This window comes from Enterococcus phoeniculicola ATCC BAA-412, assembly GCF_000407505.1.
In the GTDB taxonomy this organism is placed as follows: Bacteria; Bacillota; Bacilli; order Lactobacillales; family Enterococcaceae; genus Enterococcus_K; species Enterococcus_K phoeniculicola.
Window position 1 is genome coordinate 70,508 of the sequence record NZ_ASWE01000005.1, and the last position, 23,275, is coordinate 93,782.

A 23,275-nucleotide genomic window follows, 5' to 3' on the forward strand; every position below is an offset into this window, starting at 1 on the left:
AATCTCAAAAAAATAATAAAAAATGAATAGTTATCCACAGTGGATAACTATATTCAAACAAACTATTTCTTTTACTTTTTTTCTGAAGACTTATAATAACCTATTTCCACAGATTTCCTAGCCAGGTGAACTCTATCTCATGTTTAATTGCTTTTTCCCTCTTATTTTTCGTACTAGTCTTTTTTCCTTATACATTCCTATCTGTTCTTATCTATACTTATGCACAGGGTTGTGTATAAGTCATTATCCCTTGCTATAACTACTTTAGAGTCTATAAAAAAGCACTTTTTATAGACTTATCCACACCTGTTAATGAACAGAATTGTTTTCCAAAAAACTATTTTCTCGAAGTCTTCCACTGTGGATATCTCAATAAATCGTCTTATTCTAAGTGGCTTTTTTAGCTGCTATGTCTTGTAGATATACAGCTTTCCCTCCTCCCGTTCAGAACTTTAGCCTAATCTTCCCTCTCTGAGATCTTTCCTAATTCTTGGTGTCTATTTACTGTAAGTAGTTTTACAACCTTTCTTATTCAAGTTCTCGTTACATTCCCATTAGAAGAAGAAAGAGACGAAAAAACAGACACTAACAACCATTGACTGCATTCTCCCAATCGACTTCCAGCAGCTGCTTATCCACGTGTTTCTCTAACGTAGCAAAAAGAGCCTTAGATAACAGACATTTGCAAAGCACGTGCTTTGCCATATCTATTTCTTAAAGCTCTTTTATATTTAGAGTCATTTTTCTTGAATAACGGTTGCTTACTTACTCATTTCCTGATCTTTTGCAATTGTTGCGTCAATTCCTTTTATCACAGTTGAAATAAATGCATTGTTTTCCAATTCCACTAATCCTGCAACTGTTGTTCCTCCTGGTGAGCATACACGGTCAATCAAGGTCCAAGGATTTTCTTGACTTTCAATAATCATTTTTGCACTTCCTAAGACAGCTTGTGCGGCAATTTCCAATGCTTTATCCTTCGCCATACCATTTTTTACTCCCGCACGAGCAATAGAATCTATAAACAGATAGGCATATGCTGGAGAACTTCCTGCTAAAGCTGTAAAGTTTGAGAAATAGTGTTCTTCTAATTCCCATGCTTGTCCCACCGCATTAAACATCTCTACAATGAGCGAAACCTCTTCTTTTGTTGTGAAATCATTTCCACATATAGCCGCCGCTCCCTCACCAACTAATGCATTCACATTTGGCATCACGCGAACAATTTTCACTGGATTGGTCGTTTCAAATACTTCATACAATGCATCTAGTGGTGTTCCTGCCGCTATAGATACAATCAGTGGCGAATTCTGTTGGATAGTCTCTTTAGATGCATCTAACACACCTTTTATTACGTTCGGTTTTACAGCTAGCACTAAGACTTCTACTGTCTCGATTAACTCTTTGGGTTCTGCTACCGCATGCGCACCAAGTGAAGCGGCAAATGCCTGTACTTTATCCGTTAAAATATCATATAAGTATACTTCGTCCGCTTTCACAAACTCTTTTTTAATGATTCCTTCGACAATTGCCGAAGCCATATTTCCTGCACCTAAAAATCCAATTTTCAAAACTTTACGCTCCCTTTTCTACGCTTTTTCTACAGATTCAATTGGCTCTGCAACCTTCTTTTTCATTGGCTTGTTCATTAATACAATGGATAAACAAACTAACACCAATCCTACAGCCAACGGAATCGTAAAGCTTTCTCCTAATATTACAGCAAGAACACTTCCCGAAATCGGCATGATAAATTTATATACTGATAATTCTCCAAGATTGGCATACTGCGCACACCAATACCATAGGCTAAACGGAATCGCAGATGCAGCAGCTAAAATAATTAATAGGATCACGCCCATTGGTGTCCAGTTAATCACGGACAATCTACCGCCCATGCCAAAACCAATTAGATATAACACGATTGCGCCAATCACTAAATTCCATCCAGTTAATACAAATGAATTCAGGCTTGAACCAATTTTTTTTGCCAACATTGTTGCTAGTGCAGCTAATAAACCATAAATCAACATGAATCCTTCCCCAGTCAATGTAAAGGAAAACATATCTTGAATCGTTGTCCCACCAGTTAATTGAGAAATGATTAATCCTGCAAATCCAATCAACAATGCTACTGCCTTCATTGATGTCAGCTTATCATTTTTATAAGCGAAATGCGCCAAAATCACCGCAAAGAAAATGGTTGATTGCGCTAAAATCGTTGAATTAATCGTTGAGCTAATATTAACATTTCCAATATTAAAAAAGAAGTAGGCAGCGGTTGTTGAAACTAACCCCATGATGGTAATCTCTGACCACTGCTTCTTTTTCACCTGGAAAATCTTCTGACCTATAACCATCGCAAAAATTAACGTCATCACTCCTGCTAACAAAAAGCGGATACTAATGGTTGCTAATACTTGGCCCAGATAGTCTTGTCCCAAAGCATCCTTACTGATGCCCATCTCTTCATTCATAATCTTAATTAGTTTAAAAGGTGTTCCCCAAATAACATTGGTTACAATTGCAGCAACTGTAATTACCGCAACACTAGGTGCTGCTTTTTTTGCTAAATCTGTCATTTTATCCTCCTACATGAGTGTCTTTTTCTCAATAAATTATTTTTTGAACCTCTTGATTGTTAGTTTTTTCACAATATGTTAGAATACAGTACAACTTGCAAGTTAGGATTAGTATAGGTTCAAAACCTAGAGAAAGAAATAGTCTGCACAAAGATAAAAGTAGCTTATTCAAAGATTGGAGAATATATGTATTATTTTAGCGAAGAACAGCACAACCATTTTTTTAGCTATTTAGAAACACTGGATTGTTATATTACTTCTGGGGATTGTATGGAAGATGAGCTTGAAGCCTTTGGAAAAAATGACCAGCGACAAATCGCAGCTCTTGTCTGCCAAGATACGAAAGGACGCTTAATTTTTCCCGCTCCTTATATACGGATTCTCTATGTTTTACAAGGAGAAGTGATGCTTTTGATTGATGGAAAAGAGTTTTATTATGCTGCAGGAACACTTATCTTATCAAATAAACACACACATATTGATTATGAGGAACTTTGTCCTGATACTAAGATGATTTGCTTTTACTTTAAGCCCACTTATTTTACAGATTCTTTGCTTGCTCAATTTTCAGAAGAAAAATTACTTTATCGTTTTTTTGTTGAATCGTTAAAAAAAGAAGCAGAACAAGTAAGTCGTTATTATGTATTTGAATTTGATACGTGTGACGATATCCATTTCTATTCCTTGTTACTTCTAAAACAGGTGGTAAAAATGCGCTACTTTAATAACAAAGTAACAAAGTCTGCTTTCCTGCTCTTTATTGTTGAAATTAGCCAGTTGGCAGATGAAGCGATTCGCCTAAAGGATTCCGTAGTTTCCAGTGAGCTGTTGGCATTTGAAGTACTTGCTTACATGGAGAATCACTTAGCAACCATTACTTTGGAGCATACCGCAGAAGTCTTCCATTTTCATCCGAATTATCTGTCTAGTCTTTTGAAAAAAAATACAGGATTAACATTTACCCAGTGTTTAATTGACTTGCGATTAAAATATGCAAAAAATTATTTGGAGCAAACCGAGCTTTCCATTCAAGAAATCGCCGAAGAGGTCGGATATACGGACAAAGCCTTCTTCTTTCGAATATTCAAAAAAAATATAGGGACTACGCCAGGAAACTATCGCAAGCAATCACTGTCCTCATAAAACTACAAAGCAACTTTTTCCATAAATCATTCATTCGCTTAACGTATAAATTTGAATGATAGGACAGAGTTGTTTTTATTGATGTTTCTTTTGTTTTGCACAGATAATCGTCATAACTAAACAGACTATCGCAACAACAGGAACATGTTGAGGAAAGAGCAATAATGTCACACCACTAGCTATTCCCCCTGTATAAAATTCCTTTTTATCCATAAAAAAACACCTCTTTAACAGAAGTATCTCGCAAAAATGTTGAATAAATTCATTATTTTTTTTATGTTTTTATTAAGAAGAGAGTGAGACAAACACCCATGAGGGCTCTATCGCCTTCATGGGTGTTTGTCTCTCGAACCTCATGCTCTAACTCTTGGGCATTGTCCGAATAAATTAAGGTACAAAAACTCTTCTTCAAGAAGCAATTTAGCTATTTCTTCTATGAATGATTTTCTTCAAAAGTTTCATGTGAAACAATCTTAGTTTTCTTTATAGTGGATTTCTACCTTTTTCTCTGGTATTAACCAAATAAATAAAATAAGGACATTGACGATTAAGACACAGATTGGTGCAATTAACCAGCCTAAGAGAAGCGCTACTACGTTTAATGCAATTGATAGATACATTTTACGATAACCTTTAAAAAGGGTGGCTACGGTTGATTGATGCCCATTTGCTCGAACTAGCTCCTTTGCTAAAATATAATAGGCAAAATTGGCTAACAACACAATAAATCCATAGGTAGCCTCTGGTGCCCAGCTGTATAAATGATCGCCTATCCAAGCCGTTGAAAAGGGAAATAAGGACAGTGAAAAGATAAGGAAATTATTTGCCCATAAGACTCGACCATCAATTTTGTGAACCACCTGAAACATGTGATGATGATTGTTCCAATAGATTCCCAGCGTAATAAAAATAACAATATAAATTAAAATTTTGTGTTCCATTCCCGCAAGTGCAGACCAGCTTGCCTTTTCAGGTGCTTTTAATTCCAACACCAAGATAGTCATAATAATGGCGATAACTGCATCCGTAAATGCTTCAATTCTTGTTTTTGACATAACCCACAACCCTTTCATTTTTTCTATGCACTGTATTGTACAAAAAAAGTACGTTAAAAAGCAACTATTTGATTGAAATAAGTCGTAGCAAAAAATCAGACTTTAGTTTGACGTAACTTTCTTTTCTTTTTGATAAACTAAATACATATTAGAAAACAAGAAAGAAGGAAGTTCCCATGAAAAAAAATAATCCAGCTCTGATGATCCTTGTATTTGTTGCCCTATGTATCGGCGGCGGAATTATCCTAAGCGCCGTTCTAGGTCTATTAAGCGGATTACTTTGGTTAGCCATCAAAATCCTTATCCCTCTTGCAATTGCTATCTGGCTTGTTCGTGCAATTACCGGAAAAGGACGCTCACGACGTTACTACTAAGTTTTTTATTTATGAATAAAACAGGAAAAAAAGAGCCTGCCTCTCACCTACTTCTCTAATAGAAACAGATGAGGCTAGGTTCTTTTTTTATGTATAATCTTAGGATATTCCCTTTTCCATTATTTTATTGATAACTTCTTCTAAATTGGACGTCTGTTAACATTTGATAAAGCTCGCTTATCTTTTTTAACAATCGTTTAGCTTAACAGAATGACAATTACTCTATATAAGAAAACTATTTACTAGTTTTCGCTCTGCAAATACGTCTACTCCTTTCCCCTTTCCATTAGTCAACTGGTTTATCATTTCTACTATCTTTTCTGTTCAAAAAACATATAATTGAATGATTTAAAGGCACATACTTCATTAATAGTCTTACATCCGTTTTCCTCAATTCACACCTATTTCTTTCTCGTCTGGCCTATAACTTACTCATAAATACTCTTTATAATCATTAAAATTTATTTCACCCTTGTATATTTATATTATCATTTATATAACTGAGTTTTTTATTTCCCGAAAAATACATAATAAAAAGCCAGGAACAAAATTCGCTTTGCCCTGACTTTAATTCCTTTGTCCTCTACCCTAACGCAACATCCAAGACCATCATTATAATGAATCCTAGCATCACGCCAAAAACAGCAAAGTGTCGCTTACTAGAAAGCGTCTGCTGCGCTTCTGGAATCAATTCTTCAACAACTACATAAATCATCGCTCCGGCAGCAAACGCCAGTGCATATGGAAGCAATAGATTCACTCTTGTGACCAGTAATGCACCTACAACCCCTGCAATCGGTTCAACAATACCTGAAGCTTGTCCGTATAAAAATGCTTTCCAGCGACTAAGCCCTTCTTGACGTAATGGAATAGAAACAGCTGCACCTTCTGGAAAGTTTTGAATACCAATACCGAGTGCTACGGAAATAGCTGCTAATACTGCCGCTGTTGGATTTTGCGCATTTGCCGCTGCACCAAAAGCTACACCTACTGCTAATCCTTCTGGAATGTTATGTAGGGTAATTGAAAAAACGAGTAAAATCGTTCTCTTCAAATGGCTAGGTAAGCCTTCTTTTTCTTTATTTGGTCCAAAGTGCATATGGGGAATCGTTTTATCTGAAATATAAAGAAATAATCCGCCCAGCCCAAAACCAATACTCACAACTAACCAGGCAATATCACCATTTTCTGTTGCTTTTTCAATCGCTGGATCCAGCAAAGACCAAAAACTAGCGGCAATCATTACACCAGAAGCGAAGCCTAACATTAGGTTTAATGCCTCTTTTTTTATCTCTTTAAAAAAGAAGACTAACGCAGCGCCCAAAGCGGTCATAAAATACGTAAATCCCGTGCCTACCAAAGCTTGTTGCCACGGCTCTAAGCTTAATAGCCAATTGACCATTCATGAATCTCCTTTCATGTATTTTCTCTCTTTACTTTAGCATATTATTATCAATGAAACCACTTTATTTCGGTTCCCCTAAAAAACACTTTACTTGGTACCTTTTTTTATAAAGCGTATAATAATACTTGTAATAAATATGAAAAGAACGGAGAACCGCATATGTCAAATAAAATAAATGCAGGAATTGCAATGATAAAAGTTTTTGAAAGCTGGGGAGTCGATCATATTTATGGAATTCCTGGTGGATCGTTTAATTCCACTATGGATGCACTCTATCACGAAAGAGAATCCGTCAAATATATTCAAGTTCGACATGAAGAAGTCGGAGCACTTGCAGCGGCGGCTGATGCAAAATTAACTGGAAAAGTTGGGGTTGTCTTTGGTTCTGCTGGTCCTGGAGCCTCACACTTAATCAATGGCTTGTATGATGCTCAAATGGACCACGTTCCAGTAGTCGCTTTGTTAGGTCAGGTTGCTTCGACTGCTATGAACTACAATTCTTTCCAAGAATTAAATGAAAATCCAATGTTTGCTGATGTGAGTGTCTATAACCGAACAGTAATGACACCAGAGAGCTTGCCTCATGTGGTAGATGAAGCAATTAAAGCGGCCTATGAGCATAACGGTGTAGCTGTTGTAACCATCCCAGTTGATTTTGGCTTTAAAGAAATAGACGATACCTTTGTTTCTACTGCTCACAATCACCGCACAGGGGTTATTCTTCCACAAGAAGACCAACTCAACGAAGCATTACCACTTATTAAAGAAGCCAAACAACCTATCCTCTATATTGGACAAGGAACACGTGGTGGCTGGGAGGCAATTAAGGCATTTTCTGAACATTTTTCTATGCCTGTTGCAGCTGCGGTTTTAGCAAAAGGAATTGTTCCAGATAGTTATGAAAACTTCTTGGGATTTGCAGCTCGTGTGGCAACAAAACCTGCTAATGAAGCATTAGCCGTAGCAGATTTAATTGTTTTTGTAGGTAGTGATTTTCCATTTGCACGCTATTTCTTTAATCCTAAAGCAAAATTTATTCAAATTGATATTGATGCAACAAAATTTGGGCGCCGACACAAGACAGACGTATCCATACTTGGTGACGGAGCAACTGCCTTACGTAAATTAGTCGAACTGGGTACGCAAAGACCCAAAGATGAGTGGTTGTTAGCCAATCAAGAAAATAAACGAAATTGGGTTAACTGGCTAGCAAGCTTCTCTGATTCTAAAGATGAACCCTTACGACCTGAGCCTGTTTATGCACAAATCAATCGCATCGCAGAAAAAGACGCTATTTTTGTCACAGATGTAGGAAACACGACGATTCATTCCATCCGTCTACTTGATTTAAATGGACAACAAAAGCACACGACTTCTGGTTGGTTTGCTACCATGGGAAATGGCGTGCCTGGAGGAATTGCTGCACAGTTAAGTTATCCAGATCGCCAAGTCTTTACATTGAGTGGAGACGGGGCATTCGCAATGGTTATGCAGGACATTATTACTCAAGTTAAATACAATCTTCCAATCATTAATGTTGTCTTTTCAAATGAGTCATTCGGCTTTATTGAAGCAGAACAAGAAGATACAGAACAAAAGAAATTCGGTGTATTTTTAGAAGGAGCTGATTTTGGAAAAGTCGGCGAAGCACTTGGTGCAGTCGGCTTCACCATTACACGTTATGACCAATTACAGCCTGCTTTTGAAGCTGCTAAAAACAGTAAACGACCTGTAGTCATTGATATAAAAATAAAAAACCAACGTCCTCTTCCAGTCGAAGAACTCGTCTTAGATCCAGATAAATTCTCCGAACAAGAAATTAACGCATTTAAAGAAAAGTATGACGTACATGATATGCCTGCACTTTCTGAGTTATTAAAAAAATAACAAAAATAAATAAACAATCTGATTCTACTTAAAATAAAAAACCACATGAAATCAATTTGATAACCAATTGGTTTCGCGTGGTTTATATTTTTTTATAAATAAATAGTTATTTCCTGCAAGAAATTTTTCGTTTTAACGAAATGCATACACAATATGCGTGATACCAAACATCATAAAGTAAAATCCTACCAAAAAGCTAAGTGTGAGTGCTGCAGATAATGGATTGAATAACAAAATAACTCCTAGGAAAATTCCTAGTACATTCACTAGTAATGTAAACCAATAATAGCCGTTACTAATCGACTTTGCTAAGTCTAACGCAAACAACCCCAGTACTGAATCCATAATAAACCAAATAGCAAAGACAAACGGCAAAGCCAAAACACCAGCACGAATATTAAACAAGAAAAATACGCCAATAAGAATGTCTACTATCCCTACAAGTAATGGCATTTTAGCTTTATAGCCTGTTAATTCTTTCCATTTATTTCGTGCAAAAATTTCAAATATTCCTTTCAAAAGTGCGAAAATTGCAAAAACCATAACAATTGCAATCAAGTCTCCTGCTGGATTTTGAAAAGAGAATAGGGCAACGATAACAAATAAAATACCCATGAGAAGATTTCCCCAATCCACGCCTCTTTTTTGTTCCATCATATTTTCCTTCTTTCTTATTGCTTTCTCTTTTATCCTACTCCTATCAAAAAAACTCGTCAAAAAATATGTAATCTTATTTGATTCTTTTTTGCTTTTTGTTGATTTTTATAGGTGAACTCATTTTTTCCAAACGTTTCACGTGAAACTTCAAAAGAATATTAATTTTTCAGTACTTTTTACAGGAAAAAATCATAGTTATCTTGAAACTTTCACGTATCACCGATATAATGCTAAGAGACCGAGCGTCAATACTGATTAAAGTGAGGAAAACAATTGATTACTGTAAATGATGTCAGTTTGAATTTTTCAGATCGCAAACTGTTCGATGATGTAAATATTAAATTCACTCCTGGGAACTGTTACGGCCTGATTGGGGCAAATGGTGCAGGAAAATCTACCTTTTTAAAAATATTATCTGGTGACTTAGCACCTACGACTGGGAATGTGAGTCTAGGACCAGATGAGCGTATGGCTGTTTTAAAGCAAAATCACTTTGACTATGAAGAATATACTGTGCTGGAAACGGTTATTATGGGACACAAGCGTCTTTATGAAGTCATGAAAGAAAAAGATGCTATCTATATGAAAGAAGATTTTTCTGATGAAGATGGTATCCGTGCGGCTGAGCTAGAAGGGGAATTTGCTGAATTAGATGGCTGGGAAGCAGAACCTGAAGCAGCTGTCTTACTACAAGGCTTAAATATTCCAGAAGAATTTCACCATCAAACGATGAGTGAGCTGACTGCTGGACAAAAAGTCAAAGTGCTACTTGCACAAACACTTTTCGGAAAACCAGATGTCTTACTTTTGGATGAACCAACCAATGGATTAGATATCCAATCAATCAATTGGCTAGAAGAATTTTTAATTAACTTTGAAAACACTGTTATCGTAGTTTCCCATGACCGTCATTTCTTAAACAAAGTATGTACACACATGGCAGATTTAGACTTTGGGAAAATTAAACTTTTTGTTGGAAACTATGATTTTTGGTTAGAATCAAGCCAGCTGGCTGCAAAACTTCAAGCAAATTCTAATGCAAAAAAAGAAGAACAAATCAAAGAATTACAAGACTTTATTGCACGATTTAGCGCGAATGCTTCTAAATCAAAACAAGCAACTTCTCGTAAAAAAATGTTGGATAAAATTACCTTGGATGATATTCAACCCTCTTCACGTCGTTATCCATTTGTTGGATTCAAACCAGAACGTGAGATTGGAAATGATTTACTTCAAGTAGAAAATGTTAGTGTTACTATTGATGGAAAGAAAATTTTAGATAATATCTCTTTCACATTAAACAAAGAAGATAAAGTAGCCTTCATTGCAAACAATGACATCACAACAACAACATTATTTAAAGTGATTATGGGCGAAATTACTCCCGATACAGGATCTGTTCGTTGGGGTGTAACAACCACTCAATCTTATCTTCCAAAAGATAACTCTAGAGAATTTGACAACGAATTAACCATTTTAGACTGGCTGCGACAATATGCAAGTAAAGAAGAAGATGACAATACCTTCTTACGTAGCTTCTTGGGACGTATGCTCTTTTCTGGGGAAGAAGTCTTAAAACCAGTGAATGTTCTTTCTGGGGGCGAAAAAGTCCGTTGTATGCTTTCTAAATTAATGCTCTCTAAATCCAACGTCTTAGTTCTTGATGATCCAACCAACCACTTAGACTTGGAATCTATTACTGCATTAAATGATGGACTAATGGCCTTCACAGGTGCGCTATTATTTGCTTCTCACGATCATCAATTTATTCAAACACTAGCAAATCGTATTATTGCAGTCTCTGATAAAGGTGTAGTAGACCGTGCAGAAACAACCTATGATGAGTTCTTAGAAAATCCAGACGTAAAAGAACGTATGGCAACATTATTTGCTTAATCAGTTTTCATACCAAAAAAGATGTTTCTTGAGACCTCAAGAAACATCTTTTTTACTTATTTAATGAGTTTTTGCTGAATAGAACGAAGCTTTTCCTTTTATGATTGTTCAATGCCTGACCCATCTACACCTCACAAAACTATCATTTTCAGTGAAGCACGTCCTCTTTATTTTTTTGTAGCTGAACACTTTTCCCTTGATTTTATCTCGTAATTCCCATTGAAAAAACGGCAATACAACCGTATCCTGTATGACTTGTAATCGTAGGTCCTAAAGGATAACAGATAACACCCTTCACATTTTTGGTCTCTAACAACTGCTCTTTAACTTTTTCTGCAGCTTCTTTATCTCCTGCATAAGCAATATAGATTGTTTGAGAAAGCGGAGCAACAATTGTTTTCATCGTTTCATCTACCACCGTTTTTAATGCACGGTTTCTTCCACGAACTTTGTCTACGTTTTGTAATTTTCCTTCAGGACTCACATTGATAATAGGTTTCACATTTAACAAACCACCTAATGCAGCAGCTGTTTTAGAAATTCTGCCCCCTCTTTCAAGGTGTTTCAAATCATTCACCGTTACCCAAGAATGGACTTTTCCTTTGTTTTCTTCCAGCCAGTCCACGGTCTCTTCTATGGACTTTCCTTCTTGTCGCAAACGATCTGCTTCTAAGACAAGAATTCCCTCTCCAAGGCTAGCTGCTTTTGAATCAACTATATGAATTGGGACTTCATCATATTCTTCTTTAAGCATTTCTATCGCTTGACGCGCACTGTTATAAGAACCGCTCAATCCTGAAGAAAAAGCGACATAAAGAAGAGATATATTTTTATCAGCGTATTCTTTAAAGTACTCTAGATAACGTCCCACATTAATTTGTGTGGTTGATGGCTGACCACCCTCTTTTATCTTTTCTAAAAAGTCCTCTTGGTTAAATGATTTCCCTAAATCATCCACATATTCTTTACCATCTAGGGTGATAAACATGGGGATAAAGGCAATTTTATGTTCTTCCAAGACCTCATATGGCAGGTCACAACAGGAGTCTGTAATAATTTGATACATATTTTTCTTCCTCCTTGCTTTACTCTTTCCTACATTTTACCATTATCAAGAAAAAAACACCGAGAAGAACTTCTCTCTTCTCAGTGTTTTTCAATCAAACTCACTTAATTATCTAAGTTTTTCCTAATAGCTCAAAAAATAGGCTAGATTTGCGCCCAAACACTTTCTAAGATGTTTGTTTGGTTTCTATCAGGTCCAACTGAAAACGTCGAGATACGCACGCCTACAAGCTCAGAAACACGTCTTACATAGTTGCGAGCATTTTCAGGTAATTCAGCAAGTGTTTTACATCCGGTAATATCCTCAGACCAGCCTGGTAATTCTTCATAGACAGGCTTACAACGATTTAGTTCTTTTAAGCTAGCTGGATAATGATAAATCAGCTCTCCGTCTAATTCGTAAGCCGTACAGATTTTCACTGTATCTAGTCCACTCAACACATCAATTGAATTTAATGATAGATTCGTAATCCCTGATACTCGTTTTGAATGACGCATCACAACAGAATCAAACCAACCCACACGACGTGGACGCCCTGTAGTTGTTCCATACTCTTTTCCAACTGTCCGAATTTGTTCTCCTGTTTCGTCAAACAGCTCTGTAGGGAATGGACCATCTCCTACACGTGAAGTATAGGCTTTACATACACCCACAACTTTATTGATCTTAGATGGACCTACACCACTCCCAATAGTTACTCCACCGGCTACAGGGTTAGAAGAAGTAACAAATGGATAGGTTCCTTGGTCAATATCCAGCATAACCCCTTGTGCGCCTTCAAAAAGTACACGTTTACCTGCATCTAACGCATCATTTAAAATGACTGATGTGTCTGTTACATATTGTTTAATTTGTTGACCATACTCATAATACTCTTCAAAAATATCATCAAAACTCATTGCTTCATCGTCAAACATTTTAACAAACTGACGATTTTTTTCTTCTAAGTTAATCTTTAAACGTTCTTCAAAAATTTCTTTGTCTAAAAGATCTGCTACACGAATACCCACGCGAGCTGCTTTATCCATATAAGCGGGTCCAATTCCTTTAATGGTTGTCCCAATCTTATTTTCACCCTTTGCATCTTCTTGCAATTGGTCTAATTTGATATGGTAGGGTAAAATAACGTGTGCACGATCAGAAATACGTAAATTATCTGTTGTTACGTTATGCTCTTTTAAATAAGCGAGCTCTTTTACTAATGATTTTGGATTGACTACCACACCATTTCCAATCACACTAATTTTTTCCTTGTAAAAAATCCCAGAAGGAATCAAGTGTAATTTATAGGTTACGCCGTCAAACTTAATTGTATGCCCTGCGTTGTCTCCGCCTTGATAGCGAGCAATGACCTCAGCATTTTCACTTAGAAAATCAGTGATCTTTCCCTTACCTTCATCGCCCCATTGAGTTCCTACAACTACTACAGATGACATTCAAGCACCTCATTCTTTATTTTTTTAATCCTGAATAATTGTACCAAGAAAACCAACATATTTCAATGAAAATCGAATATTATAAAAAAATACTTTTATTTAAAAAGCAAAACACGAACATTTTTTTGTTTTATAAAATATTTTTCCGATTTACTTTGACAATAATCGGATTTTCAACTAGCTATTTTTATCCAAAATAAAAAGAGACCAGAACATAATCTAAAAAAGTTATGCCTGACCTCGTCATATTTAAATAAAAGATTGGAACACAAGAAGCTTATTTTTATTGCTGAAAATCATGGAACTAACCGTTTCGATGGTACGAACTAACCGCTCTTTTTTTAGAGCACGCTCGCCAACGTCAGCCCCTCATCTAAAAAGCATGGTGAAAATTCTTCTACTGACTATTAATAGAATTCTTCTCTTGGTGATAGAGAAGAAAACTTATTATATTCTTTAATGAATAGTAACTCAACAGTACCTCGTGCACCACTCCGGTTTTTCTCAATGATAACCTCTACAACGTTATCATTTTGCGGAGCTTCTCGCTCTTCTCCCTCTTCGCCACCTTCTCTATCGTAATAATCATCACGATATAAGAATGCAACGATATCTGCATCCTGCTCAATAGACCCTGATTCACGAATATCACTTAATACGGGACGTTTATCCTGACGTTGCTCTACACCACGAGAAAGCTGTGACAAGGCAATTACGGGAACCTTTAGTTCTTTTGCAAGTTTTTTCAATTGACGAGAGATTTCAGAAACCTCTTGTTGTCTATTTTCTCTTCCAGTTCCTTCAATTAATTGCAGGTAATCAATTAGAATTAGACCCAAATTTCCTTTTTCCTGAGCAAGCTTTCGACATTTTGCACGAATCTCAGAAATCTTAATCCCCGGAGTATCATCAATATAGATATTTGCTTTTGACAGACTGCCCATTGCAACAATCAAATTAGACCATTCTTCTTCTGACAGCTGCCCTGTTCGTAAATGACTCGCTTCAATCGATCCTTCAGCACATAACATACGGTTTACGAGAGACTCTGCCCCCATTTCCAAACTAAAAATAGCTACAGATCGATCTGTTTTCGTTCCAACATTCTGTGCTATGTTCAAAGCAAAAGCTGTTTTCCCTACCGCTGGACGTGCAGCTAAGATAATTAGTTCTTCTGCTTGTAAGCCAGCAGTCATTTTATCTAAGGCCTGATAGCCCGTAGGAAGTCCAGTTATTTCTTCATTATTTTTTGACAACTGGTCAATATTTTCAATTGTCGTATTTAATACATCTGCGATAGAAAGGAAGCCACTACGATTTCGCTTTTCGGAAACCTCTAGAATACTCTTTTCTGCATCGTCTAAAATTGTTTGAACATCTTCTCCTTGCTCAAACCCTTTGGTTACAATTCCAGTAGCTGTTTGTATCAGACTTCGCAACAACGAATTTTCTTCAACAATTTTTGCATAATACGTAATATTAGCTGCTGTAGGAACGGCCATTGCTAAATCAGAAAGATAGCTTAAACTGCCTACATCTTCTAATAAATTTTCTTGCTCTAATCGTGACTTTACCGTGATTACATCAATCGCTTCATTTCGATCGTTCAGAGCAATCATAGTCTGGAAGATGATTTGATGACTCCGCCGGTAAAAATCTTTTGGCTCAATATATTCCATAGCATCAATAATCGTTTCCGCATCTAGAAATATTGAACCCAAAACAGCCTGTTCTGCTTCGATATTTTGAGGTGGAACACGATCTTGCCAAACTTCGTTCATATCTATCGCTCCTATATTTTATCAGTCTATCTATTTTACAAGAAATTAATCCAAAGTACAATAAGAGCCTGGAACAATCACTTTTAATGTCCCAGACTCTTGTATATACATTGAATATGAAATGGCTTATTCCGCTACTACATGAACTTTGATGGTCGCAGTCACTTCTGAATGTAATTTAACAGGAACTTTTGTGTAGCCAAGTGTACGAATTGGATTCTCCAATTCAATTTTACGTTTATCTAGTTTTACTTTGTATTGTTTATTCAGCCCTTCAGCAATTTGCTTTGAAGGAATTGAACCAAATAAACGGCTATCTTCCCCTGCTTTTGCTTTCAATTCAACAACTGTTTCTTCTTTTTCTAAGAAATCCTTTAATTCTTTTGCTTCTTCCAGGACTTCCTCATCATGTTTTTGTTGTGCTTTTTTCTTACCTTCTAATTCGCTGATGCTGCCTTTATTTGCTTCTTTCGCCAAATTATTTTTTAATAGGAAATTTTGTGCATATCCTGTTGGTACTTCTTTCACGTCACCTTTTTTGCCTTTTCCTTTAACATCCTGTAAAAAAATTACTTTCATATGCGTACTCTCCTTCATTAAATTTCATAGAATGGATTCATTAAAATAAATCTTTTACCAAATCCTCTTATCACTTAGTTGAATATAAACACTTACTGCTCTTCTTAAAATAAAATTTATCTCTTACATCCAGCATAAGCTTCCCCTGTTATTGTACTAAAGAACATGTTTGTTCACAAGTTTTCTTCTCTTCAAAACAGAAAATAAGAACACACGTTCTTCCTATAGAGGTTAGCTTATTCACTTAACAAGTCTTCATACGCATATCTCCAGTTCTATTTATTCATTGTAGACTTGTAAAAAAAATTTCTGTGTTTAAATGTTTCACGTGAAACATCATTTATAAGCTAACAGTCAACCTGTTTCTCAAATTTAAATAATTTACTGGAAATCAGGGATCTAACTATTTTATTTACGTTTTACCTTTATTAAAGACTGAATAGCAGAACATATTTTTACTACTGGAAATCATGAAAATTCACAAGGTCAATACAGAAGTGGTTAGCTCCGATAAATAAGCAGAGTGTGACTCCATAGGAAGTGGAACTTCCATAATCCGCAACACCAAGTAGATACTGTTGCTCCATTGAAAGTCAAATTCCCGTGATTTACAGCACCAGGTAGATACTATAAATCATAGGAAGTGAAGCTTCCATGATTTATAGCAATATGCAGCTCTTCACAAAAACAATAGGAAATATTAAGAGTGTCTTCTATATTGACTGATTTCTAATAGATGTTTCTCAAATTTCGGGAACCAAGTAGGTACGTTTCTACATCTGTTTCTTTCAGAAAAAGTGTATCAATGTAATTTCTATCTTTGAAATCATCAACTCTATATCCTTATGCTTAGAAATTGTTAAAAGTGTGAAATACAGGGGAGATGCTCAATTCTAAAAGCTCATTCAACTTTTAGAGATTGAAGAGAGCGAAACACCGAGAAGATACGTCTCCCCCTCAGCACATAGTGGAGATGTATTTCTCCTCTTCCCTTTATATTAACCCAATTAACAAAGAATGTGCATCCTCATCGAACGTGCCAATTGAAAAAATATTTTATGTATAAAAAAAAGAGATTTCCTAAGAAATCTCTTTTGAAATTATTATTGTTCTTCGCCTACGAAAGGTAGAAGTCCCATAATACGTGCGCGTTTAATAGCAATCGTAACTTTACGTTGATTTTTCGCACCAGTACCAGTTACACGACGTGGTAAAATCTTTCCACGTTCTGAAATAAATCTTTTCAATAATTCAACATCTTTATAATCGATGTGATCAATATGGTTAGCAGCGATATAGTCAACTTTACGACGTTTACGCCCGCCTCTTCTTTGTTGTGCCATCCTTATTTCCCTCCTATCAAAATTTCTTTAGAATGGTAAATCATCGTCTGAAATATCAATAGTATTACTTGATCCACCAAATGGATCGCTGTCTCTATTGAAATCAGGCATACCGTTGTTAGATGATTGAGCTGGTTGATTAAAATTGTTTTGCCCTTGGCTTTCGAATTGGTTCGTAGATTGTTGATTTCCAAAACTATTTCCGCTATCTTGCTGGCGCTGTTCTGAAGTTGAACGAGATTCCAATAATTGGAAACTTTCAGCAACAACTTCTGTAACATAAACTTTTTGACCTTGTTGATTATCATAAGAACGTGTTTGAATACGTCCAGTTACACCTAAAAGAGTTCCTTTACGTGCATAATTTGCCATTGTTTCAGCAGATTTTCTCCAAATCACACAGTTAATAAAGTCAGCTTCACGATTTCCACTTTGGTTTGTAAAATTACGATTTACTGCTAAAGTAAATGACGCAACAGCTGTTCCACTAGCAGTATAACGCAAGTCAGGATCTTTTGTTAATCTTCCTACCAATACAACATTATTAATCAAATTTGTCATCTCCTCTCATCAATTGTTTCATGTGAAACAATTCTTACGCTTCTTCTTTAACAATCATGTGACGGATAATATCGTCATTGATTTTTGCAAGACGGTCAAATTCATTGATTGCATCTGCACTTGATGGAGAAGAAACTTTTACGATGTGATAGATTCCTTCACGGTAACCGTTAATTTCATACGCTAGACGGCGTTTTTCCCAATCTTTTGATTCGATAACTTCTGCTCCGTTATCTTTCAAAATTGAGTCAAAACGTTCAACTAAAGCGGCTTTTGCTTCTTCATCAATGTTTGGACGAATAATGTACATAACTTCATATTTCGTATTTTCCATTGATCTTCACCTCCCTATGGACTTTAGGCCCTTGTTCTAACAAGAGCAAGGAGAACAGGTTAAAAACCTGTTCACAAACATGTATTATACACCTTTCTCCCTGTGAAATCAATGGATTCATCAAAAATAATCTTGTCTTCTTTTCCTATTTCATCATTACAACCGTATTATTTCTTAAAGAAGATTTCTCCTCTTCATTAATTATATACGCAAAAAAAAAGAACTTTTTTATTTGATAGTTTATAGTTCATTTTTAATTTCAAGCGTGTTCTTCCTGTGATAGTATATAGAAAAATAAACTAGGAGACAGCTATGATTACTAGAGATGAACTTATTGAATCAATTACTGAAATTTTTAATAGTCAACCTGAATATCCCTTCAAAAAATTTCCTACCTATGCTGTTTTTAGACATAAACGTAATAAAAAATGGTTTGCTATTATTACTGATGTAGCAAAAGAAAAAATTGGTTTATCAGGAAAAGAGAAAATAGATATTATAGGTATTAAGCTAAATTCTGACCTCATTGCTCTTCTATTAACTAAAGAAGGGTATTTTCCTGCGTACCATATGAATAAAGAGCATTGGGTATCCATTTCATTGGAGGCAGTAACAAAAAAAGAGTTATTGCAATGGGTTGAAGAAAGTTATTTATTAACAAAATAACTAAACGTATGTACGGTTTAACTCTGTTAATACTTTTCATTTAAGAATGTCTTTCACCATCCATGACATAAATCTACTCAAGTAAAAAAATTCTGTTTAATTGAACAAAAAAAGCCACCGTTTAAACAGGTGACTAAGAGAAATCTATTGCTTGTATTATAAAAAGCTATTGAAGTTTACTTCTGAAGCTTATTGAGTAACGGCCGTTCACTTACTTGTGCTCAACTGTTTATTTTTTTAACGCACTTAATTTCCCACTAGAAATAGGTTGAAAAATAAACAGGACAGCTATTGACTTGCAGATACCAATCAGTCAAGTCTGATATAGTCAGACTACACCAGTAATTAGTAATGTTCTGACAGACTGTTTTTGCACCCCTACTCTAAACCTGTACCTTCGCTATCTTCCCTTGTTCAATATAGACCATCAAAATACTTAAATCAGATGGATTGACACCGCTGATTCGGCTTGCTTGAGCGATAGTTTCTGGTTGAATTTTTTGTAGTTTTTGCTTGGCTTCTGTTGCTAATCCATTGATGGCTTCATAATCAATATTTTCTGGAATCCGTTTTGCTTCCATTCGTTTTAGCTTATCTACTTTTTCTAAGGCTTTCTTGATATAGCCTTCATATTTTACTTGAATTTCAACCTGTTCAATTTCTTTTTTGCTTAATGCTTCATTTGCAGGAATGAATTTCATTAATTCTTCGTAACTGAGTTCTGGTCGCTTCAAGAAATCAATTGCCAAGAGTCCATCCTTTAGCTCTGCAGAATTTTTTTCTTTTAAAAATGCTTGTACTTCTTGAGTAGGTTTAAGTCGAATCTTCTTTAGACGAGTTAATTCTTCTTCTACTGCTTGTTTTTTATTTAGATACGCTTCATATTGGTCTTCCTTTACTAGCCCCATTTGATGCCCCACTTCGGTAAGACGCAAATCTGCATTATCATGACGTAAAATTAACCGATATTCTGCTCGTGAAGTTAGTAAACGATACGGTTCAGTTGTTCCTTTTGTCACTAAATCATCAATCATCACACCGATATATCCATCGCTGCGCTTCATGACAAATGGTTCTTTTCCTTGAACCTTTAATGCTGCATTGATTCCGGCAATCAATCCTTGACCTGCGGCTTCTTCATATCCACTAGTCCCATTTGTTTGTCCTGCAGTATAAAGATTTTCAATCACTTTTGTTTCTAAGGTTGGACGTAACTGATGAGGGACAACTACATCATATTCAATAGCATATCCCGTCCGCATCATTTCTACTTTCTCCAACCCAGCAATAGAGTGAAGCATCTCCACTTGAACATCCTCTGGTAAAGAAGTAGACAACCCTTGTACATAGACCTCTTCTGTATTTAAGCCTTCTGGTTCAAGGAATAGTTGGTGCCGTGGCTTATCAGAGAAACGGACAATTTTGTCTTCAATTGATGGGCAGTAACGTGCACCCACACCTTCAACAATTCCTGTAAACATAGGCGCACGATGAAGATTTCTTTGAATAATTTCATGTGTCCCTTCATTTGTATAAGTTAACCAGCAGGGTTCTTGATTCAAGTTATAATCACTATCAGGCGTGCTGAAACTAAAATGATTTGGCTCTTCATCTCCTGGCTGTTCTTCTGTCACGCTATAATCAATTGAACTTGATTTTACACGTGGAGGAGTTCCTGTTTTAAAACGAGCTATTTCAAAGCCCAATTCTCTTAGATGATCGGCTAAATTCACAGATGGCTGAGAGTTATTCGGACCTGAAGAATATTTCAATTCGCCAATAATGATTTCTCCTCGCAGAGCTGTTCCAGCAGTAATGACCACTGCCTTTGCTGCATAGGCGGCACCCGTGGCTGTAACCACACCTTTACACACACCCTCTTCGACAATTAGCTTATCTACAATCCCTTGACGCAGGGTTAAATTTTCTTCTTTTTCAATTGTATGCTTCATTTCAGTTGCATACGCTTGTTTGTCTGCTTGAGCACGCAACGCACGCACAGCTGGACCTTTCCCAGTATTTAACATACGCATTTGGATATAAGTTTTATCAATATTTCTTCCCATCTCTCCACCTAATGCGTCAATTTCACGCACAACGACTCCTTTAGCGGGGCCTCCTACAGATGGGTTACAAGGCATAAAAGCCACCATATCTAAATTGATAGTCAATAAAAGTGTCTTTGCGCCCATACGAGCAGATGCCAAAGCAGCCTCTGATCCTGCATGACCTGCTCCCACGATGATGACATCATAAGATTCTGCATTAAATTGTGTCATTTATTTACTTCCTTTCCTATTTTCCTAAACAGAATTGACTGAATAACTGTGTAATTAATTCATCTTGGACACTGTCACCAACGATTTCTCCCAGATAATCCCAACAACGCGTCATATCAATTTGTACTAAATCAACTGGCATTCCAGCTTCGATTCCATTAACAACTTCTCCTAATGAAATAGATGCCTGCTCCAAAAGAGCAATATGGCGAGTATTTGAGACATATGTTGCATCTTTTTCCCCTGTTTGTCCGCCAAAGAATAAGTCAGCAATCGCTTCTTCCAATTTATCTAACCCATCATTTTTTACGACAGAAACAGCAAAAACAGGCTCATCCTTAAGATGTGACTGAACTTCCTCCAATGTAATTTGAGCAGGTAAATCTGTTTTATTTAACAAAATGATTCGTTTTAACCCGTTTGTCGCTTCAAATAAGTTTTTATCCTCTAGTGTCAAAGGTTCGCTCTGATTTAAAACTAGTAAAATTAAATCCGATTCTGCTAACGCTTTTCGACTCCGTTCCACTCCGATGCGTTCAACGATATCCTCTGTTTCACGGATACCTGCCGTATCAATTAGCTTCAATGGCACACCGCGAACATTAACGTATTCTTCAATAACATCTCGAGTGGTTCCCGCAATATCTGTTACAATTGCTTTTTCTTCACGCAACAAGTGATTAAGCAAGCTGGATTTCCCAACATTAGGACGACCAATAATCGCTGTGCTTAAGCCTTCACGGAGAATTTTTCCTTGTTTTGCCGTAACCAATAATTGATCAATCTGTTTTTGAACAAAATTTGCTTTCTCAAGTAAAAGCTTGGTGGTCAGCTCTTCCACATCATCGTATTCTGGATAATCAATATTCACTTCCACTTGTGCAAGTGTTTCTAAAATTTCTTGTCGTAATGTACGAATCAAATGAGAGAGATTTCCATCTAATTGATTTAAAGCTAAATTCATTGCACGATCCGTCTTTGCGCGAATCAAATCCATCACGGCTTCTGCCTGTGAGAGGTCCACACGACCATTCAAGAATGCACGCTTGGTAAATTCCCCTGGCTCTGCTAAACGCGCGCCTTCACGCAAAACAAGCTGTAGTAATTGATTCACTACCACGATTCCTCCGTGACAATTGATTTCTACCACATCTTCTCTTGTAAAGGTCTTCGGCGCCTTCATTACAGAAACCATCACTTCATCAATAATCTGTTCACTCTTAGGATCAATAATATGACCATAGTGAATCGTGTGTGAGGGAACCTCAATCAGTGATTTACTCCCAGATTGATAAACTTTATCTGCAATTTGTACTGCTTGATCCCCACTTAATCGGACAATACTGATTGCACCTTCCCCTGGCGGCGTCGAAATAGCAGCAATGGTATCAAACTCTAATGTAATTTCAGCCAATTTATATATCCTCCTATCTAAGCGCACAAAAAAAGCGCCCACTCCACCCCTTAAACTAAAAAGGTAGACTCGCACTTTGACTGCTGTCTGTTCAATTTTCTTGTCATAGAGTAGCATAATTTTCTACGTCTTGCAAGTGATTTTACTGCTATGAAAAAGATTTCCAGAACTCATTTGCCTTTCTTTTTCTCCAACTGACACGTAAAATAGAAACTAAGAATAGAAAAAGGAGTGGATGACCATGAGTTTCTTTCATGACGGTTTGACCGAAGACGAAAAAAATAATGAGCAGATTCAGGATGTAACCTTATCTACAGGCAATGTAAATGTAAAATATATAGTACGTGATGTCATTTTTATCGCTGAACGACACCAAATTGATTTGTTTGATGAACAATTAGATCTAAATGAAGTGTTCTCATCCATTATGTTCAAATTAAAGAAAAAAGCATTTAGTTATGGTGCTGATGCAGTTATCAATTGTCACTTTGAACACGAAGCAGTCAAAGAAGAGGGCCTCCCTTATCTAGAGCTCTTTGCTTATGGAACAGTTGTCCAATTTACGCAGACAACGATTGGATAAATTCGACGCAGATTCTTTTTTTCTAGAGAGACTATACAAAAATAAAATACACAGATAAATAACAATGGATCAAATTCTGAGGAATACGCACAAAATTTGATCCATTGTTTTGTTTAGTATAAATAAGCGACTCTATTTATTTCTGCGCTGTAACTACTGCTTCACTGTTGTCGTAGTTATCTATCGCTTTAAAAAGAAATTGGGTGAACGCTATCCACACTCAAATTTTCTATT

21 protein-coding genes are annotated in these 23,275 nt (G+C 36.3%); 6 read left to right on the plus strand and 15 right to left on the minus strand.

What is annotated here, in order from left to right; translation table 11 throughout:
- Positions 1-761: 761 nt before the first annotated feature.
- Positions 762-1,571, minus strand: a complete 810-nt coding sequence (proC, locus tag I589_RS16555; protein WP_010766825.1) for a pyrroline-5-carboxylate reductase — start codon at positions 1,569-1,571, stop codon at positions 762-764.
- Positions 1,572-1,589: 18 nt separating this feature from the next.
- Positions 1,590-2,582, minus strand: coding sequence for a DMT family transporter (locus I589_RS18250; protein WP_010766824.1), 993 nt, complete (start codon positions 2,580-2,582; stop codon positions 1,590-1,592).
- Positions 2,583-2,768: 186 nt separating this feature from the next.
- Between I589_RS18250 and I589_RS16565 the strand changes: the two genes are divergently transcribed.
- Entirely contained in the window at positions 2,769-3,725 is a 957-nt protein-coding gene (locus I589_RS16565) for a helix-turn-helix domain-containing protein (protein ID WP_010766823.1), read from the plus strand.
- Between the two features lie 75 nt (positions 3,726-3,800).
- Here I589_RS16565 and I589_RS18400 read toward each other — a convergent pair whose 3' ends face one another.
- Positions 3,801-3,938: a hypothetical protein gene (locus I589_RS18400; RefSeq protein ID WP_010766822.1), complete on the minus strand. Its 138-nt coding sequence runs from the start codon at positions 3,936-3,938 to the stop codon at positions 3,801-3,803.
- Positions 3,939-4,198: 260 nt separating this feature from the next.
- On the minus strand, positions 4,199-4,780 hold the full coding sequence (locus I589_RS16570) for a TMEM175 family protein (protein WP_010766821.1): 582 nt from the start codon (positions 4,778-4,780) through the stop codon (positions 4,199-4,201).
- Between the two features lie 176 nt (positions 4,781-4,956).
- Here I589_RS16570 and I589_RS16575 point away from each other — a divergent pair, with 176 nt between their 5' ends.
- Positions 4,957-5,154, plus strand: a complete 198-nt coding sequence (locus I589_RS16575) for a hypothetical protein (protein WP_010766820.1) — start codon at positions 4,957-4,959, stop codon at positions 5,152-5,154.
- A gap of 583 nt (positions 5,155-5,737) precedes the next feature.
- On the opposite strand, the gene I589_RS16580 is transcribed toward I589_RS16575, so the two are convergent.
- Entirely contained in the window at positions 5,738-6,556 is an 819-nt protein-coding gene (locus tag I589_RS16580; RefSeq protein ID WP_010766819.1) for a ZIP family metal transporter, read from the minus strand.
- A 162-nt stretch (positions 6,557-6,718) separates the two neighbouring features.
- Between I589_RS16580 and spxB the strand changes: the two genes are divergently transcribed.
- Entirely contained in the window at positions 6,719-8,446 is a 1,728-nt protein-coding gene (gene spxB, locus I589_RS16585) for a pyruvate oxidase (RefSeq protein WP_010766818.1), read from the plus strand.
- Between the two features lie 132 nt (positions 8,447-8,578).
- Here spxB and I589_RS16590 read toward each other — a convergent pair whose 3' ends face one another.
- The gene (locus I589_RS16590) at positions 8,579-9,100 is read right to left on the minus strand and encodes an HdeD family acid-resistance protein (RefSeq protein WP_034685546.1); all 522 of its coding nucleotides are present in this window, start codon (positions 9,098-9,100) and stop codon (positions 8,579-8,581) included.
- A 276-nt stretch (positions 9,101-9,376) separates the two neighbouring features.
- Between I589_RS16590 and I589_RS16595 the strand changes: the two genes are divergently transcribed.
- Positions 9,377-10,999: an ABC-F family ATP-binding cassette domain-containing protein gene (locus I589_RS16595; RefSeq protein ID WP_010766816.1), complete on the plus strand. Its 1,623-nt coding sequence runs from the start codon at positions 9,377-9,379 to the stop codon at positions 10,997-10,999.
- A 202-nt stretch (positions 11,000-11,201) separates the two neighbouring features.
- On the opposite strand, the gene I589_RS16600 is transcribed toward I589_RS16595, so the two are convergent.
- From I589_RS16600 to rpsF, 7 genes are all read right to left on the minus strand, one after another.
- Positions 11,202-12,065, minus strand: a complete 864-nt coding sequence (locus I589_RS16600; RefSeq protein ID WP_010766815.1) for a DegV family protein — start codon at positions 12,063-12,065, stop codon at positions 11,202-11,204.
- A gap of 143 nt (positions 12,066-12,208) precedes the next feature.
- Entirely contained in the window at positions 12,209-13,501 is a 1,293-nt protein-coding gene (locus I589_RS16605) for an adenylosuccinate synthase (RefSeq protein WP_010766814.1), read from the minus strand.
- Positions 13,502-13,908: 407 nt separating this feature from the next.
- Positions 13,909-15,282 (minus strand): replicative DNA helicase, encoded by a 1,374-nt coding sequence (dnaB, locus tag I589_RS16610; protein ID WP_010766813.1) that lies wholly within the window; start codon positions 15,280-15,282, stop codon positions 13,909-13,911.
- Between the two features lie 126 nt (positions 15,283-15,408).
- Positions 15,409-15,861, minus strand: a complete 453-nt coding sequence (gene rplI / locus I589_RS16615; protein ID WP_010766812.1) for a 50S ribosomal protein L9 — start codon at positions 15,859-15,861, stop codon at positions 15,409-15,411.
- 1,103 nt (positions 15,862-16,964) lie between these two features.
- Entirely contained in the window at positions 16,965-17,204 is a 240-nt protein-coding gene (rpsR, locus tag I589_RS16620) for a 30S ribosomal protein S18 (RefSeq protein WP_010766811.1), read from the minus strand.
- 27 nt (positions 17,205-17,231) lie between these two features.
- Positions 17,232-17,756, minus strand: a complete 525-nt coding sequence (gene ssb, locus I589_RS16625; protein ID WP_010766810.1) for a single-stranded DNA-binding protein — start codon at positions 17,754-17,756, stop codon at positions 17,232-17,234.
- A gap of 43 nt (positions 17,757-17,799) precedes the next feature.
- Positions 17,800-18,099 (minus strand): 30S ribosomal protein S6, encoded by a 300-nt coding sequence (rpsF, locus tag I589_RS16630; RefSeq protein ID WP_010766809.1) that lies wholly within the window; start codon positions 18,097-18,099, stop codon positions 17,800-17,802.
- Positions 18,100-18,411: 312 nt separating this feature from the next.
- On the opposite strand from rpsF, the gene I589_RS16635 reads away from it, so the two are divergent.
- Positions 18,412-18,765 carry an MmcQ/YjbR family DNA-binding protein gene (locus I589_RS16635; RefSeq protein ID WP_010766808.1) on the plus strand — a complete coding sequence of 118 codons (354 nt, stop codon included), beginning with the start codon at positions 18,412-18,414 and terminating at the stop codon, positions 18,763-18,765.
- 383 nt (positions 18,766-19,148) lie between these two features.
- On the opposite strand, the gene mnmG is transcribed toward I589_RS16635, so the two are convergent.
- Positions 19,149-21,044 carry a tRNA uridine-5-carboxymethylaminomethyl(34) synthesis enzyme MnmG gene (gene mnmG, locus I589_RS16640; RefSeq protein ID WP_010766807.1) on the minus strand — a complete coding sequence of 632 codons (1,896 nt, stop codon included), beginning with the start codon at positions 21,042-21,044 and terminating at the stop codon, positions 19,149-19,151.
- Between the two features lie 16 nt (positions 21,045-21,060).
- Positions 21,061-22,458 carry a tRNA uridine-5-carboxymethylaminomethyl(34) synthesis GTPase MnmE gene (gene mnmE, locus I589_RS16645; RefSeq protein ID WP_010766806.1) on the minus strand — a complete coding sequence of 466 codons (1,398 nt, stop codon included), beginning with the start codon at positions 22,456-22,458 and terminating at the stop codon, positions 21,061-21,063.
- A 241-nt stretch (positions 22,459-22,699) separates the two neighbouring features.
- On the opposite strand from mnmE, the gene I589_RS16650 reads away from it, so the two are divergent.
- A complete protein-coding gene (locus I589_RS16650; protein WP_010766805.1) occupies positions 22,700-23,041 on the plus strand; it encodes a heavy metal-binding domain-containing protein in 342 nt (113 codons plus the stop codon).
- Positions 23,042-23,275 lie beyond the last annotated feature (234 nt).